This window comes from Alcanivorax xiamenensis (assembly GCF_009846745.1).
In the GTDB taxonomy this organism is placed as follows: domain Bacteria; phylum Pseudomonadota; class Gammaproteobacteria; order Pseudomonadales; family Alcanivoracaceae; genus Alloalcanivorax; species Alloalcanivorax xiamenensis.
The window spans coordinates 1-15,740 of sequence record NZ_AQPF01000018.1; the positions used below are offsets into that span (position 1 = coordinate 1).

The following is a 15,740-nucleotide window of genomic DNA, read 5'->3' on the forward strand; positions in this document are numbered from 1 at the left end:
CGTCCGGCGTCCGGCCTTTCTTTTACTTTAGAGCCCGCCCCGCGTTTTGCGGTACTATTGCGCCCCTATGCGCGCACCAAAGCTGGGGAGAGCTATGAGAGAGTCCGTCGCGGAATTAATGAACCGGTTTACCCTGGAACGGTTGGAGGACAACCTGTTTCGCGGTCAGACCGAGGCCAATGGCCAGCGCAGTATTTTCGGTGGCCTGGTGGCTGGACAGGCCTTGCTGGCGGCGTCTCTGACGGTGTCGGAGGAGCGGCCGGCCCATTCCCTGCATGCCTACTTCTTGCGCCCCGGGGATATCCGGGTGCCGGTGATCTACGATGTGGACCGGATCCGCGACGGTAAGAGCTTCACCACCCGCCGGGTCAACGCGATCCAGCATGGCCGGCCGATTTTCAGTCTGTCCGCGTCGTTTCAGGTGGAGGAAGAGGGCGGCCGCCACCAGGACACCATGCCGGACGTGCCGACGCCGGACAGCCTGGAAAGCGATGAGAGCGCCCGCATGCGTGTGGTGGAGCAGATTCCCGAGCAATTCCGGGGCGCGTTCCTGCGCGAGCGGCCGGTGGAATTCCGTCCGGTGACCCCCAAGGACCTGTTCGCGCCGGAAAGCCGGGAGCCGCTCAAGCGATTCTGGTTCCGGGTCAGCGACAGGATCACCGCCGATCGTATGACCCAGCGGGCGCTGCTCGCCTATTGTTCTGACTTCGGTTTCATGGGCACGGCCATGCAGCCCCATGGCATGACCTTCTGGCAGAGTGACATCCAGTGCGCCAGCATCGACCACGCCATGTGGTTTTACGATGATTTCCAGGTGGACGAATGGTTGCTTTATGACTGCCAGAGTCCCGGCGCCGCCGGTGCCCGGGGGCTGACCTTCGGCGCCATCTACCGCCAGGACGGTACTCTGGTGGCCTCGGTGGCCCAGGAAGGGCTGATGCGGCTGCGGCCCAGCGCCAAGCCGGTGTGAAAGGACGCGCGTGCACGCTAACACGCCGTCACGCTAACACGCTTTGAAAACACCCGGCCATCCCGGGGTTGCTCTGAATTCATACCCCCAAGGCCCGCAAGCGGGCCTTGGATTTGGCGTGCCAGCGTGTTGCGTGTAAGCGTGCCAGCGAATTGTGGGACACCAATGGTCCACGGACCGCGATTCTTCTGATCCAAGGAGAGGGTCAATGCCTCCGCATTGGGTGGATATGCGCCCCCATAGGCGCTATTATGCGCGCCCCCAGGAACCCAATTGAGAGGGGCTCATCCGTGAACAAACTGGAAGACCACTTCGGACGATGGAAAAACCGTGAGGAAATCGCCGAGGCGATGATTCCGATGATCGGTCGGCTGTACCGGGAAAAGAACGTGACCACCACGGTCTATAGTCGCTCCCTGGTGAACAAGTCCGTTATCCAGATTCTCAAGACCCACCGTTTTGTTAAGCAGATTGAAGACGGCCTGTCCGACAGCGGTCTGTCCGTGGTGGATTCGTTCCCCATTCTCCAGGAAGCGGTCAAGCTGGACCTGGGCCCCTGCCGTCTGGACATCGGCAAGCTGGCGGTTGAGTACAAAAACGACAATCGCGGCCTGTCGGTGGAAGACTTCGTCCGCGAAGCGCTCACCGAAGCGGTGGAAAGCAAAGCTGAACTGGCTGGCAGCACCGATGTGGTGTTGTACGGTTTTGGCCGTATCGGCCGTATTCTGGCTCGTCTGCTGATCGAGAAAGCCGGTTCCGGTGATGGCCTGCGTCTGAAGGCCATCGTGGTGCGTGAGTCCGGCAAGGGCGACCTGCAGAAGCGCGCCAGCCTGCTGCGCCGTGATTCCGTGCACGGCCCGTTCGCCGGCACCATCGCCGTGGACGAGGAGGACAACGCTCTCATCGCCAACGGTAACTACATCAAGGTGATCTACTCCAACGATCCGGCGTCCGTGGACTATACCCAGTACGGTATCGAAAACGCCGTCTTGATCGACAACACCGGTAAATGGCGTGACCAGGAAGGCCTGTCCCAGCATTTGCAATGTCCGGGTATTGCCCGTGTGATGCTGACCGCGCCGGGCAAGGGCAGCCTCAAGAACATCGTGCACGGCGTCAACAACGACATGATCGAGGACAGCGACAAGATCATCTCCGCCGCCAGCTGCACCACCAACGCCATCGTGCCGCCGTTGAAGGCCATCGAGGACAAGTTCGGCATCGAATACGGTCACGTGGAAACGGTGCACTCCTACACCAACGACCAGAACCTGCTGGATAACTTCCACAAAGGGCCTCGTCGTGGCCGCGCCGCGCCGCTGAACATGGTGTTGACCGAAACCGGTGCCGCCACCGCCGCCGCCAAGGCGCTGCCGTCCCTGAACGGCAAGCTGACCGGCAACTCCATCCGCGTTCCTACTCCGAACGTGTCCATGGCGATCCTGAATCTGACCCTGGAGAAGGAAACCAGCCTGGAGGAGATGAACGAGTACCTGCGCTGGGTGAGCCTGCACTCTCCGTTGCAGCGTCAGGTGGACTTTGTCAGCAGCCCGGACGCGGTATCCACCGACTTCGTCGGTTCCCGTCATGCCTCCGTCATCGATGCCGGGGCCACCATCGTCAACGGCCGCCACTGCGTGCTGTACGTATGGTATGACAACGAGTTCGGCTACAGCTGCCAGGTGCTGCGGATCCTGCAGCAGATCTCCGGGGTGGAATACCCGGTGTATCCGGCGGAATAAGTCAGGCACGGAAAGCCCGCTTTAGCGGGCTTTTTTTCGTCCGTTCCCGAAATTCGCCGGTATCGGCGTAAAACGGGGCGGGGAAGCGATCGGGAAGCGATACGGGACCATCGGAGGGGCTCGCCTCTCTGGCATACTTTTCATGTGGTCATTATAATGTCGCGCGCCGGCCGACGGGCCGGGCCCTTGAATCCTCATTCACGGGTGATCCTGACGCTATTACCGGTTATTGCGCGAATTCCCCCATCCGCTGCCTGTGCAGCGCTTCCGAGGAAGGCGCAGCCCGACATCAGCAACACGCAACGTGGGCGAGACACTATGATCAAAATCAAGAAGGGACTGGACCTGCCCATCGCCGGCGCGCCGCGCCAGGCGATAGAGGAAGGCCACCAGGTCCGTTCTGTCGCCGTGCTCGGCGGCGACTACGTGGGCATGAAACCCACTATGGAAGTCCGCGAAGGGGACCAAGTCAAGAAAGGTCAGTTGATCTTCACGGACAAAAAAACCGACGGCGTGAAATACACCGCGCCGGCCGGAGGCAAGGTGGTCGCCATCAATCGGGGCCACAAGCGGGTCCTGCAGTCCGTGGTCATCGAAGTGGCCGACCAGGAAGAAGAGGTGACCTTCACCGCTTACCAGCCGGATCAACTGCCTTCCCTGGACCGTGAAGCCGTGGTGACTCAGTTGGTCGACTCCGGTGAATGGACTCTGTTGCGTACCCGCCCCTTTGGCAAGGTGCCGGCACCGGAGAGCGTGCCGAATTCCATTTTCGTCACCGCCATCGACACCAATCCGTTGTGTCAGGATCCGTCAGTGGTGATCCAGGAGAACGAGCAGAGCTTCCGCCACGGCCTGACCGTGCTGTCTCGTCTCACCGAAGGGCCGGTGTGGGTGTGCAAGGCGGCTCAGTCCAAGCTGCCGTCCTTCGCCCAGGGCCAGATCCGCGAAGAGAGCTTCGCTGGCAAGCACCCGGCCGGTAATGCCGGGACTCATATTCATTTCCTTGATCCGGTCGGCCTGAACAAACGGGTGTGGACCGTGGGCTATCAGGAAGTGATCGCTATCGGCAAACTGTTCACCGAAGGCCGCATCAGCAGCGAGCGGGTGGTGGCTCTGGCGGGCCCGCAGGTGAAAACGCCGCGCCTGTTGCGCACCCGCGTTGGTGCGCAGAGCGAGGATTTCTGCCGTGGCGAAACCAAGGATGGCGAAAACCGGGTGATCTCTGGTTCCGTGCTCAATGGTCACCACGCCCGTGGCCCGGTGGCGTACCTGGGCCGGCTGTGCAATCAGGTGACCGTGCTTCGTGAAGGGAATGAGCGCGAGCTGCTGGGTTACATCTCTCCAGGCGCCAACCGCTTCTCGGTGATGAATATCTACCTCTCCAGGCTGATGCCCGGCAAGCGTTTCAACTTCACCACCACCACCAACGGCAGTGAGCGCGCCATGGTGCCGATCGGCGCCTACGAGGAAGTGATGCCGCTGGATATTCTGCCGACCCAGCTGTTGCGCGCGCTGGTGGTGGGGGATACCGACAGCGCCACCGCCCTGGGCGCGCTGGAACTGGTGGAAGAGGACCTGGCCCTGTGTACTTTCGTATGCCCCGGCAAATACGAGTATGGCCCGATCCTCCGCGACAACCTGACCACCATTGAAGTGGAGAGCTGATATGGGTCTGCGGAATTACCTTGATACCAAAATCGCCCCCCACTTCCACGAGGGTGGCAAGCTGCAAAAGTACTACGTCTTCTACGAGATGTTCGACACCATGCTGTACAGCCCGGACTCGGTGACCCGGTCCGCGGCCCACGTACGTGATGGTATTGATCTGAAGCGCATCATGATGACGGTCTGGTTCGCCACCTTCCCGGCGATCCTGTTCGGCCTGTACAACACCGGCTTCCAGGCCAACCTGCAAATCACCGAGTTCGGTTTCGACCCGATCCCGGGCTGGCGCACCGAGCTGGTGGCGGCGCTCACCGGCTTCAGCCAGGAGAACTTCTGGGCCAACATGGTCCACGGCCTGGTCTACTATGTGCCGATTCTGATCGCCGTATACCTGACCGGTTTCTTCTGGGAAGCCCTGTTCGCCTGGAAACGCGGCCATGAAGTGAACGAGGGCTTCTTCGTCACTGGTATCCTGTTCACCCTGATCCTGCCGCCGGCGATTCCGCTCTGGCAGGTGGTGCTGGGTGTCTCCTTCGGCGTGGTGATCGGCAAGGAAGTGTTCGGCGGTACCGGCAAGAACTTCCTCAACCCGGCGCTGGTGGGCCGGGCGTTCCTGTACTTCGCCTATCCGGCGCAAATGTCCGGTGACGCCATCTGGACCGCGGTGGACAACTTCTCCGGCGCCACGCCACTGTCGCTGGCGGCCAGCGGCAATCTGGACTTTTCCGCCGGCCTCGCCCAGAACGCCCTGATCGGCGCGGATGGCGGCCAGAGCCTGAGCTGGATGAACACCTTCCTGGGCGGTATCCAGGGCAGCATCGGTGAGACCTCCCTGATCGCCATCGCTCTGGGCGCGATCTTCCTGTTGTTCACCAAGATCGCCTCCTGGCGGATCATGCTGGGCGTGCTGCTGGGCATGGCGGCGATGAGCACCGTGTTCAACCTGATCGGCAGCGACACCAACCCGATGTTCGCCATGCCTTGGTACTGGCACCTGACCGTGGGCGGTCTGGCCTTTGGTCTGGTGTTCATGGCCACCGACCCGGTGTCCGCCGCCATGACCAATACCGGCAAGCTGATCTTTGGCATTGTCATCGGTGTGATGACGGTGTTGATCCGGGTGGTCAACCCGGCCTTCCCGGAAGGCATCATGTTGGCGATCCTGTTCGGCAACCTGTGCGCGCCGTTGATTGATTATTTCGTTACCCAGGCGAACGTGCGTCGTCGTCTGCGTCGGACCGGGGGAGTCGCGTAATGGCTGGAAAAAGCGAAAGTGTAGGCAGAACGCTGCTGGTCGCCCTGCTGGTCTGTCTGGTGTGCGCGGTGGTGGTGTCCACCGCCGCCGTGTCACTGCGACCGGTACAGCAGAAAAACCAGGTACTCGACCGCCAGGTGAACATTCTCCAGGCCGCGGGTCTGTATCAGCCGGGTATGGACGTGCAGAAGGCGTTCGATACCATCGAACGCAAATTCGTTGACCTGGAAACCGGTGAGTACGTGGACAAACCGGAATCCTATGACCCGCTGAAAGCGGCCAAGGATCCGGCGGAAAGCGAGCGTCTGAGCGCTGATCAGGACATCGCCAGCATCAAGCGTCAGGAAAAGGTGTCCGAGGTGTATCTGGCACGGGATGATAACGGCAACCTGAGCCGTATTATTCTGCCGGTGCGTGGTTACGGTCTGTGGTCCACGCTGTACGGCTTCCTGGCTCTGGAAGCGGATGCCGAGACGGTATCCGGCCTGGGCTTCTATCAGCACGGTGAAACCCCGGGCCTTGGCGGTGAGGTGGACAACCCGGCCTGGAAAGGCCTGTGGCCGGGCAAAAAACTGCATGACGACAGCGGTGACGTGGCCATTCAGGTGGTCAAGGGCACTGTCGATTCCGGTGCCGCCGGAGCCGAACACAAGGTGGACGGCCTGGCCGGTGCCACCCTGACCAGTAAAGGTGTCAACAATCTGGTGCGTTTCTGGGTCGGGGAAGACGGGTTCGGTCCGTATCTGGATCGCATGAAAGGGGCTGATGACGGCGCCGGTTCCGCCGCCGTCGAGGCCGACAACGGAGGAGAAGCGTAATGGCGGAGAAAACGAAGGACATCCTGTTTGGTCCGATTTTCGACAATAACCCCATCGCGCTGCAGATCCTGGGTATCTGCTCCGCCCTGGCGGTAACCAGTAATCTGAACACCACGCTGACCATGTGTATCGCACTGACGGCGGTGACGGCGTTCTCCAACTTTTTCGTCAGCTGTATCCGTAACCAGATTCCGGGCAGCATCCGCATGATCGTGCAGATGACCATCATTGCCTCGCTGGTGATCGTGGTGGACCAGTTCCTGCGCGCCTACGCTTACAGCATTTCCAAGCAGCTGTCGGTGTTCGTGGGTCTGATCATCACCAACTGTATCGTGATGGGCCGGGTGGAAGCGTTCGCCATGAAGAATCCGCCGATTCCGTCCTTCCTCGACGGTGTTGGTAACGGCCTGGGTTACTCCGTGATCCTGCTGGGGCTGGGTTTCACCCGTGAGCTGTTGGGTTCTGGCAGCCTGTTCGGCTACCAGATTCTGGAGCGCACCGTGGACGGCGGTTGGTATAACACCAACGGCCTGATGCTGTTGCCGCCGAGCGCCTTCTTCCTGATTGGTCTGTTCATCTGGGCGATTCGTGCCTGGAAACCGGAGCAGGTGGAAGAGGACGTCTTCAAAATGAAGCCGCACACCCGCACCAGCGACGCGTTCTGACGGAGAAGCCGCATGTTTGAACATTATCTGAGTCTGTTCGTCCGCGCTGTCTTCGTCGAGAACATGGCGCTGGCCTTCTTCCTGGGGATGTGCACTTTCATCGCTATCTCCAAGAAGATCTCCACCGCGATCGGCCTGGGCATCGCCGTGGTCGTGGTGCTGACCATCACCGTGCCGGTGAACAACCTGATCCTGCATTACCTGCTCAACGAAGGGGCGTTGTCCTGGACCGGCATTCCCGCGCTGGCCACTCTGGACCTGCGTTTCCTGGGGCTGCTCAGCTATATCGGTGTGATCGCGGCAATCGTGCAGATCCTGGAAATGACCCTGGATAAGTATGTGCCGGCGCTTTACAACGCTCTGGGTGTATTCCTGCCGCTGATCACGGTGAACTGCGCCATCATGGGGGCCTCCCTGTTCATGGTGGAACGTGACTACGCTTTCGGTGAGTCCCTGGTGTACGGTCTTGGCGCCGGTGCCGGTTGGGCGCTGGCGATCACGTTGCTGGCGGGAATCCGGGAAAAGCTGAAGTACAGCGATGTGCCCGATGGTCTGAAGGGTCTGGGCATTACCTTCATCACCGTGGGTCTGATGTCCCTGGGGTTCATGTCGTTCTCCGGCGTGCAGCTTTAAGGGAAAGGGGAGAGCCAGACTATGAGTTTTGAGATCATTCTTGGCGTCGCCATGTTCACCGCCATTGTATTGGCGCTGGTGGCGGTGATTCTGGTGGCGCGCTCCCGGCTGGTGGCCAGCGGGGACGTGCACATCGATATCAACGGCGATCCGGAGAAGGGCATTGATGCGCCCGCCGGCGGCAAGCTGTTGGGCACCCTGGCCAACCAGGGTATCTTCCTGTCCTCCGCCTGCGGCGGCGGCGGTACCTGTGCCCAGTGCAAGTGCCAGGTCCTCGATGGCGGCGGTGACATCCTGCCCACCGAGGAAGGCCACTTCACCAAGGGGCAGATCCGCGACGGCTGGCGCCTGAGCTGTCAGGTGAACGTCAAGCAGGACATGAAGATCAAGGTGCCGGAAGAGTTCTTCGGCGTGAAGAAGTGGGAGTGCGAGGTCATCTCCAACGACAACGTCGCCACCTTCATCAAGGAATTGACACTGAAACTGCCGGAAGGCGAGGAAGTGGCGTTCCGTGCCGGTGGCTATGTGCAGTTGGAAGCACCGCCGTTCGAGGTGAATTTCTCCGATTTCGAAATCGGCGAGGAGTATCGCGGCGACTGGGAGCACTTCAAGTTCTTCGACCTGAAGACCAAGAACACCGAGGAAGTGATTCGCGCCTACTCCATGGCCAACTATCCGGAAGAGAAGGGCATTCTCAAGTTCAACATCCGGATCGCCACGCCGCCTCCAGGATCTTCCGGCATTCAGCCGGGCCTGATGAGTTCCTATGTGTTCAGCCTGAAGCCGGGTGACAAGATCACCGTGTTCGGACCCTTCGGTGAGTTCTTCGCCAAGGAAACCGACGCGGAGATGGTGTTCATCGGTGGTGGCGCGGGCATGGCGCCGATGCGCAGCCATATCTTTGACCAGCTCAAGCGGTTGCATTCCAAGCGCAAGATGAGCTTCTGGTACGGCGCGCGCAGCTGGCGTGAAACGTTCTACAACGATGAGTACGATCAACTCGCCGAGGAGAACGACAACTTCCAATGGCACCTGGCGCTGTCCGATCCGCAGCCGGAAGACAACTGGACCGGCCTCACCGGTTTCATCCACAACGTGCTGTACGAGCAGTATCTGAAGGATCATCCGGCGCCGGAGGACTGCGAATACTACATGTGCGGTCCGCCGATGATGAACGCCGCGGTCATCAAGATGCTGGAAGATCTGGGCGTGGAGCCCGAGAACATCCTGCTCGATGACTTTGGTGGGTAAATCATGGACGGGTAAATCATGACCGATATGCCAATGGCATATCGCAGCATGATTTACGACCGGCCAGGGAAGGCCGGGCCGGGGGTTGGCGAAACTCCCGACGTCGCGCCAGGGATGGCGAATCCGAGTCCGGTGGTATCCACCACCGATATGCCAGTGGCATATCGCAGCATGATTTACGACCGGCCAGGGAAGGCCGGGCCGGGGGCAATTCGCGGGCACGCTTGCACGCCCAGGGCCATTCGCGGCTAAAGCCGCTCCCGCGGGCTTCGACGTTCCTGTAGGAGCCAGCCCTGCTGGCAAGATGATAGCCCGGCTGGCCGCCGGGCTTCGTTTACCGATACTGCGTACTGGCGTTTGGGCCCTGTCCCCGGAGCAGCCATGACATCCCGTCTCTTTCTGATTCCCTTCACGCTGTTGCTGCTGTTTGTGCTGAGCGCCTGCGACGACGCTCAACAGCGGCTTTCGGCATTGTCCGGACCGACCATGGGCACCACCTGGTCGGTGAAGTTCACCGGCTCTCCCCGTGACGGCATTCCCAAACTCAAAACCGAGCTGGAAGCGGCCCTGGAACAAGTGAACCAGGAGATGAGCACCTACCGGCCGGATTCAGACCTGTCCCGCTTCAATCAGGCGGAGGCGGGAACCGTTCAGACCCTGCCGGAGGATTTCGCCAAGGTGTTGGCGGCGGCACAGAGCCTGTCCAGGGATACTAACGGCGCCTACGACGTTACGGTGGGCCCGCTGGTGAATCTGTGGGGCTTCGGGCCGGATCCGGACCGCTTCGAACCTCCGGCGGAGGAGGAGGTTCAGGCCGCGCTCAAGCGAATCGGCTGGCAACGGCTGACGCTCCAGGGCCGGGAGGCCACTCAGCCCGGCGGGTTGTATGTGGACCTGTCCTCCATCGCCAAGGGCTTCGGCGTGGACAAGCTGGCAGGGGTGCTTAAAGGCGCCGGCATCAGCAACTATCTGGTGGAAGTTGGCGGCGAACTGGCGGCATCCGGCACCAAGCCCTACGGTCAGCCCTGGCGTGTGGCCATTGAACGCCCGGAAGTGGGCAAGCGGGAAGTGGAGAAAGTGCTTAAACTGCACGATGTCGCCATTGCCACCAGTGGCGACTACCGCAATTTTTTTGAGGAGGACGGCAAGCTGTTCTCCCACACCATCGACCCCCGTACCGGTTACCCGGTTACTCATCATCTGGCATCGGTTACCGTGCTGCACAAGTCCTGTATGATGGCGGATGCTCTGGCCACCGCGCTGACCGTGCTGGGGCCGGAAGAGGGCGTGGCCTTCGCCCGCGAGCATGAACTGCCGGTGCTGTTCATTGTCAGAACCCATGAGGGGCCGAAAGAAATTCTGACCCCGGCTTTCCAGACCGTTCTGGACAGCCAGAAACAGGAGAAGTGATATGTTTGCCACTCTGATTGCCACCTTTGTCGTTATTGGCATCCTGTTCGCCGCCATGGCCGTTGGCGTGATCTTCTCCAACAAGCCGATCAAGGGCTCCTGTGGCGGCCTGGCGACGCTGGGCATGAAGGACGGCTGCGAAATCTGCGGCGGCGACCGCAACGCCTGCGAGGAAAACACCCGCCAGGAAAGCGCCAAACGAGCCGGAACACTGGGCAAGGACGTGCTGAAAACCTAAAGACAAAGCAGTTAAGAGTTAATAGTGAATAGTTAACAGCGAAAGAAATAGAAAAGATCGCGGAACAGCCTGATCTTTAGCCGCTGTGGGAAGCTTGCTTGCAAGCGAATGGTTTCGCTCAGGCGTTTAACAATATTCGCTTGCAAGCAAGCTTCCCACAGTGATTTAGGGTCACCTGTTTTTTGTTTTTCGCTGTTAACTATTCACTATTAACTCTTAACTGCTTTTACTATGACTGCGGTGCGCAGCCGAGACTGCCCAAAACGGGCCATTTTGTCGAAGCCGTCGCGGGCGATGGGGATGTACTGGCAGTCCAGGGGAATCTGATCCTCCGCCGGGTCCGGATCGTGGATGTAGAAGCATTCCCGGTCGCCGCCGGCCACCACCACCCAGTGGGGCGCCTTGCGCCCGTCCAGCCGCCAGGTGCTGATCAGCACCATGGCGACCTCGCCGTTTTCCAGCGCCTGATCCAGCCGCTCACTGCTCAGTTCCGCGTAGTACACCGGGATGGCCCGCGCCTGTGCCTGTTCGACGAAGTGATCGTGGACGGTTTCCATCACTCTTTTCTTATGCGGGTCGCGGACCGAATCAAGAAACAGAGGGCCACGCTGGTTGCACCACACCTCGGCGGCGAGCCCGCGACGGTGCACGGCCAGGGCCAGGCCGAGCGGATGGCAGCCGCCGTGGCCGGCGGTCATGAAGATGGTGGTGGCTTCGCGCCAGAGCAGCAGTTCCTCGCTGTCACTGGGCGGTTCGCCCTGTAGCGCCGCGCGGGCCATCATCAGGCAGGCGGGGCCGCAGGAGAAGTCGGTGCTCTGCCGGATCCAGGGCACCGCCAGCCGTTCGCCGCCGTCCGGCCGATAATGCAGCCGCTTCTGGAAACGCAGAGCGTGCTGGTGGTCCTCGTAGTAGTCGGCGGTTTCGCCAAACAGACGATAACCGCGCCGCTCATACAGACGAATGGCGGCGGCGTTGTCCTTGCGGACTTCCAGGCGCAGGTAAAGCCGGCGGTGGCGGTGCGCGTAGTGTTCGGCGGCGTCGAGTAACTGCTCGCCAAGCCCTTTGCCGCGCTGGCTGGCGTCCACCGCGATGGAGTAGAGGCGCGCCAGGCGGGTGCCGTTGTACAGCATTACCAGGGCGTAACCGACCAGACCGTGCTCTTCTTCCTCCGCCACGATCAGGCCGCAAGGGCTCTGCCGCAGCCAATGGCGGAAACTGCGGCGGGATAACCGATCGCTGCTGAAACAGCGCTGTTCCAGGGCGCACAGAGCGTCCAGATCGTCGGCGTGGGCGGTGCGTAATGCCATGTTAGCGGGTGCTCGTCAGCGGCCGCGGAAGGCGGCCACGACGGCAGCATAAGACAGCCGAAACAGTGACGCCAGCGGATGACGCTGAGGCACGCCATAGGCATACTGAGGCGCTTCAAGGAGAACGATTCATGGCATCACCAACGCCCCCGGTGCGGGGGTTGATCTTGTCCGGTGGCGGCGCTCGAGCCGCCTATCAGGTGGGCGTATTGCGGGCGATGGCGGAAATGCTGCCGGCGCAATCACCCAATCCGTTTCCGATCATTTGCGGCACCTCGGCCGGCGCCATCAACGCCGCCGGTCTGGCCGCCGGTGCTCACAACTACGCCACCGCGGTGCACAGCCTGGACCGGGTGTGGTCCAACATGACCGCCGAGCAGGTTTACCGCACCGATATTTTCGCTTTCACCAGCAGCCTGCTGCGCTGGATGTTTTCCGCCGCCACCGGCGGCCAGGCCAAGACCCGCAGCGCCTTGCTCGACAACACGCCACTGAAACGACTGCTGCGCTTGCTGATCAACTTCCAGCGCATCGGCGACAGCGTGAACAAGGGCCATCTGCGGGCGTTGTCGATCACCGCGTCCAGTTACGCCACTGGCGAATCGGTATCGTTTTTCCAGGGCGCCGATGACCTGCGGGAATGGACCCGGGCCCGCCGCCTCGGGCGCCGCTCCGTGATCGGCGTGCAGCACATGCTGGCGTCGGCGGCGATTCCGTTGCTGTTTCCGGCGGAGCAGGTGGACGGTAGTTTTTACGGTGATGGCGCGGTGCGCCAATTGGCTCCGGTGAGCCCGGCGCTGCATCTGGGGGCCAATCGCCTGCTGGTGATCGGCGTGTCCGGCGGCAACAGTCCGGGTCAGCAGCAGGCACTCAGCGGTTATCCGTCCCTGGCCCAGGTGCTTGGCCATGTGTTGAACAGCGTGTTCGTCGATACCCTGGAAGGGGACGTCGAGCGCCTTGAACGCATTAACAACACCCTGACCGCCACTGACGCCGGCCAGCGGCGCCAGCGTGGCATTCAGCTGCGGCCCGTGGATGTCCTTAAGATTTATCCTTCCGAGCCCATCGACGAGATAGCCGGCCGGCACTCGCGCGAATTGCCACGCACGTTGCGGTTCTTCTTGCGCGGTTCCGGCGCCACCCGTTCACCGGGCGCCGGCGCGCTCAGCTATTTGCTGTTCGAGCCCGGTTTTACCCGTGAGCTGATCGAACTGGGGTATCGGGACGCGACGGCCAGGGAGCAGGAAATCCGCGACTTCTTCAAGGATCCCTGAGGCTCGGCTCCAATTCAGCCTGGGCGGCGGGGGCCGCCACCTGGCGCTGATCCTTGCCGCGAAAGTGGGCCAGAAAGCTGGTGGGGAAGTCGGTGATGATACCGTCCACCCCCAGCCGGGCCAGCCGTTCCGCTTCATTGAGATCGTTGACGGTCCAGGTGGAGACTTTGAGTCCGCGCCGGCGGGCACTGCGCATCAGCCGCGGCGAGACCAGGCTGTGATGGGGCATCAACCAGCGGCAGCCGAGCGCGGCCGCGCGACGGGTGGGCTGTTGGTAGCGGTATTCACTGACATAGCCGCGATCAAGATGCGGAGCCATGGTGGCCACCATGCGCAGGAAGCCGGTATGACTGGAGGTGATTACAACCCGCTCCCGCAGGCCGTCCTGATCGATCATATGCGTCAGTTGATGAGCCAACTGGTGCAGGATGGCACGGTCGGCACCCTTCACCTCGAACTGAAAGCGCATGGCCGGGCCGCATAGGGCCACTACTTCATTCAAGGAAGGCACCGCTACCGGACTGTGCCAGCCGGGTGTGTTGACGCGGGCGTCCATCAGATTGAGCTGGGCCAGGGTGAAATGCCGGGCGTGGCCCTTCTGGCCGGTGGTGCGCTTCAGGTCGCTGTCGTGCAGAACGATCAGATGACCGTCGGCGGAAAGGCGCACATCCAGCTCGATTTCTCCGGCCCCTGCCGCCACCGCCACCTGAAAGCCCGCCAGTGTATTTTCCGGCGCTTCGCCACGGGCTCCGCGGTGGCCGACGATGGTGGGGAAGGGCTGAGACATGGCTGGCATCCTGTACGGTCTGGGCAAAAAATTGCCGGGAGCAATTTTTAACGTTGCTGTGCGACGGCCCGAAGGGTGACCGCCACGGACGGCGGTCATAAAAAATTGCCGGCTGCCACTAGTGTCCCACAGATGTGGAACAGGCGGCTTACGCGCGACACGCTGTATTCGCCGCCAAGGCAGCTTCCCACAGAGGACGCTACGGAGCCGCTGTGGGAAGCTGCCTTGGCAGCGAATACAGCGCGATTTCATATCTCCAAGACCAATAGACTGGCCACGGCCATGGATTCCGCGGTCAAACCTCAGAACCATCAAAATTTGTGGGACAGCAATGGCCGGGAGCAATAAAAAAGCTGGCGGCATTGTGCAGCGCTCCGGGGAACGCCGCAAGCGGCGCCGTGGGGTTGCAAAACGTCATAAAACGGTCATTCTTTAACCCTAGGATCACCGCGAACAGCGTGAATCGGGAAACCTCCAATGTGGCATGTGGCCAAACTGTACGGGCGGTTGTTCCTGAAATCCTGGAACCCGGATTATCAGGGCAAGGTGGATGGTTGGTCGCCTCGACGGCTGCTGATCATGGCACTGTTCTGGCCCGCTTTCGTCCTGCTGCAAACGGTTAACGGTCTGGCCATGTTGCTGGATCGGGTGCTGTTCCCGCGCTTCTCCGACATCGCCGTGCGCGAGCCATTGTTCGTGGTGGGCATTCCGCGCAGCGGCACGACTTTCCTGCATCGCCTGCTGGCGGGTGACCACCAGCGTTTCACCACCACCTCCCTGTGGGAGCTGATTTTCGCGCCTTCCATCAGCCAGCGTTACCTGTTCCACGGCATCGGCCGTCTTGATCGCCGGCTTGGCCAGCCGCTGGGACGGCTGCTGGCCTGGCTGGAACGGCGGCTGCTTGGTGGTCTGGATGATATTCACAAGACCGGGCTGCGTGATCCGGAGGAGGATTATCTGGCGTTGCTGCCGGTGCTGGGGTGTTTTCTGCTGGTGCTGGTGGTGCCGGATGAGCGCCTGTGGCGCCTGACGTTCGCCGACCGCGACCTGCCGGCGGCGGAGAAACGCCGGATCATGTCGGCCTACCGCCGGTTCGTGCAGCGACACCTTTATTTTCATGGCGCGGATCGGGTGTTCCTGTCCAAGAACCCTTCGTTCACGCCCTGGATCGAGGCACTGGCGGAGACGTTCCCGGACGCCCGTTTTATCGGTTGCCTGCGTAACCCCACTCAGTCGGTGCCCTCACAGATCAACTCCATCATCGTTGGCGCCCGCCTGGTCGACGGCCGTGACACCGCCGCCTATTGGCGCGAGGGCTTCATGGCGATGCTCGACTATTACTACCGCCACCTGCTCGAGAGTCTCGAAGCGTTGCCGTCATCGCGCCAGGCGCTGTCGGTGATGGAAACGCTCGCCGCCGATCCGCGGGGCACGGTGGAAGCATTTTATCGGCGTTTCGACTGGACGCCTTCGCCGGAGTATCAGCGCTACCTCGCCGCCGAGTCAGAGAGCGCCCGGCGCTATCGCAGTGGCCATCATTACGATGCCCGCCAACTGGGGCTGGAGGCGGAGCCGTTGCGGCGCACCTTCGGCTGGGTCTATCAGCGTTTTTCGTTTCCGCTGCCGGAAGGAGAGAGTGGATGAAACCGGGTTGTCACAAAAGCGACATCGGCTCTTACCATACTGTGCCCGCGAACACGCATCGCCCTGGTATCATCATCGTGA

14 protein-coding genes are annotated in these 15,740 nt (G+C 61.4%); 12 read left to right on the forward strand and 2 right to left on the reverse strand.

Annotated features, from left to right (window positions below; all coding sequences use genetic code 11):
• The first annotated feature begins 94 nt into the window (after window positions 1-94).
• The 10 genes from tesB (at window position 95) to nqrM (ending at window position 10,647) form a co-directional block, all read left to right on the forward strand.
• Window positions 95-970 carry an acyl-CoA thioesterase II gene (gene tesB, locus A6D6_RS12030; RefSeq protein ID WP_133492488.1) on the forward strand — a complete coding sequence of 292 codons (876 nt, stop codon included), beginning with the start codon at window positions 95-97 and terminating at the stop codon, window positions 968-970.
• A 290-nt stretch (window positions 971-1,260) separates the two neighbouring features.
• On the forward strand, window positions 1,261-2,712 hold the full coding sequence (locus A6D6_RS12035) for a glyceraldehyde-3-phosphate dehydrogenase (RefSeq protein WP_133492489.1): 1,452 nt from the start codon (window positions 1,261-1,263) through the stop codon (window positions 2,710-2,712).
• A 318-nt stretch (window positions 2,713-3,030) separates the two neighbouring features.
• The gene (locus A6D6_RS12040; protein ID WP_133492490.1) at window positions 3,031-4,377 is read left to right on the forward strand and encodes a Na(+)-translocating NADH-quinone reductase subunit A; all 1,347 of its coding nucleotides are present in this window, start codon (window positions 3,031-3,033) and stop codon (window positions 4,375-4,377) included.
• A 1-nt stretch (window position 4,378) separates the two neighbouring features.
• Entirely contained in the window at window positions 4,379-5,632 is a 1,254-nt protein-coding gene (locus A6D6_RS12045; protein ID WP_133492491.1) for an NADH:ubiquinone reductase (Na(+)-transporting) subunit B, read from the forward strand.
• Entirely contained in the window at window positions 5,632-6,450 is an 819-nt protein-coding gene (locus A6D6_RS12050; protein WP_133492492.1) for a Na(+)-translocating NADH-quinone reductase subunit C, read from the forward strand. Before A6D6_RS12045 ends, A6D6_RS12050 begins: the two co-directional genes overlap by 1 nt.
• A complete protein-coding gene (locus A6D6_RS12055; protein WP_014994190.1) occupies window positions 6,450-7,115 on the forward strand; it encodes an NADH:ubiquinone reductase (Na(+)-transporting) subunit D in 666 nt (221 codons plus the stop codon). The genes A6D6_RS12050 and A6D6_RS12055 overlap by 1 nt, the downstream gene beginning before the upstream one ends.
• A 12-nt stretch (window positions 7,116-7,127) precedes the next feature.
• Window positions 7,128-7,748: an NADH:ubiquinone reductase (Na(+)-transporting) subunit E gene (gene nqrE, locus A6D6_RS12060; protein WP_133492493.1), complete on the forward strand. Its 621-nt coding sequence runs from the start codon at window positions 7,128-7,130 to the stop codon at window positions 7,746-7,748.
• A 21-nt stretch (window positions 7,749-7,769) separates the two neighbouring features.
• Window positions 7,770-8,999: an NADH:ubiquinone reductase (Na(+)-transporting) subunit F gene (gene nqrF / locus A6D6_RS12065; RefSeq protein WP_133492494.1), complete on the forward strand. Its 1,230-nt coding sequence runs from the start codon at window positions 7,770-7,772 to the stop codon at window positions 8,997-8,999.
• 381 nt (window positions 9,000-9,380) lie between these two features.
• Window positions 9,381-10,409 (forward strand): FAD:protein FMN transferase, encoded by a 1,029-nt coding sequence (locus A6D6_RS12070; RefSeq protein WP_159660864.1) that lies wholly within the window; start codon window positions 9,381-9,383, stop codon window positions 10,407-10,409.
• Window position 10,410: 1 nt separating this feature from the next.
• Entirely contained in the window at window positions 10,411-10,647 is a 237-nt protein-coding gene (gene nqrM / locus A6D6_RS12075) for a (Na+)-NQR maturation NqrM (protein ID WP_159660865.1), read from the forward strand.
• Between the two features lie 209 nt (window positions 10,648-10,856).
• Here nqrM and A6D6_RS12080 read toward each other — a convergent pair whose 3' ends face one another.
• On the reverse strand, window positions 10,857-11,954 hold the full coding sequence (locus tag A6D6_RS12080; RefSeq protein ID WP_159660866.1) for a GNAT family N-acetyltransferase/peptidase C39 family protein: 1,098 nt from the start codon (window positions 11,952-11,954) through the stop codon (window positions 10,857-10,859).
• A gap of 131 nt (window positions 11,955-12,085) precedes the next feature.
• Here A6D6_RS12080 and A6D6_RS12085 point away from each other — a divergent pair, with 131 nt between their 5' ends.
• Window positions 12,086-13,228, forward strand: coding sequence for a patatin-like phospholipase family protein (locus A6D6_RS12085; protein WP_133492498.1), 1,143 nt, complete (start codon window positions 12,086-12,088; stop codon window positions 13,226-13,228).
• Here the strand turns inward: A6D6_RS12085 and A6D6_RS12090 are convergent.
• A complete protein-coding gene (locus tag A6D6_RS12090) occupies window positions 13,215-14,015 on the reverse strand; it encodes a glycerophosphodiester phosphodiesterase (RefSeq protein WP_133492499.1) in 801 nt (266 codons plus the stop codon). The genes A6D6_RS12085 and A6D6_RS12090 overlap by 14 nt on opposite strands.
• Before the next feature lie 477 nt (window positions 14,016-14,492).
• Between A6D6_RS12090 and A6D6_RS12095 the strand changes: the two genes are divergently transcribed.
• The gene (locus tag A6D6_RS12095; RefSeq protein ID WP_159660867.1) at window positions 14,493-15,659 is read left to right on the forward strand and encodes a sulfotransferase; all 1,167 of its coding nucleotides are present in this window, start codon (window positions 14,493-14,495) and stop codon (window positions 15,657-15,659) included.
• The last annotated feature ends 81 nt before the right edge of the window (window positions 15,660-15,740 follow it).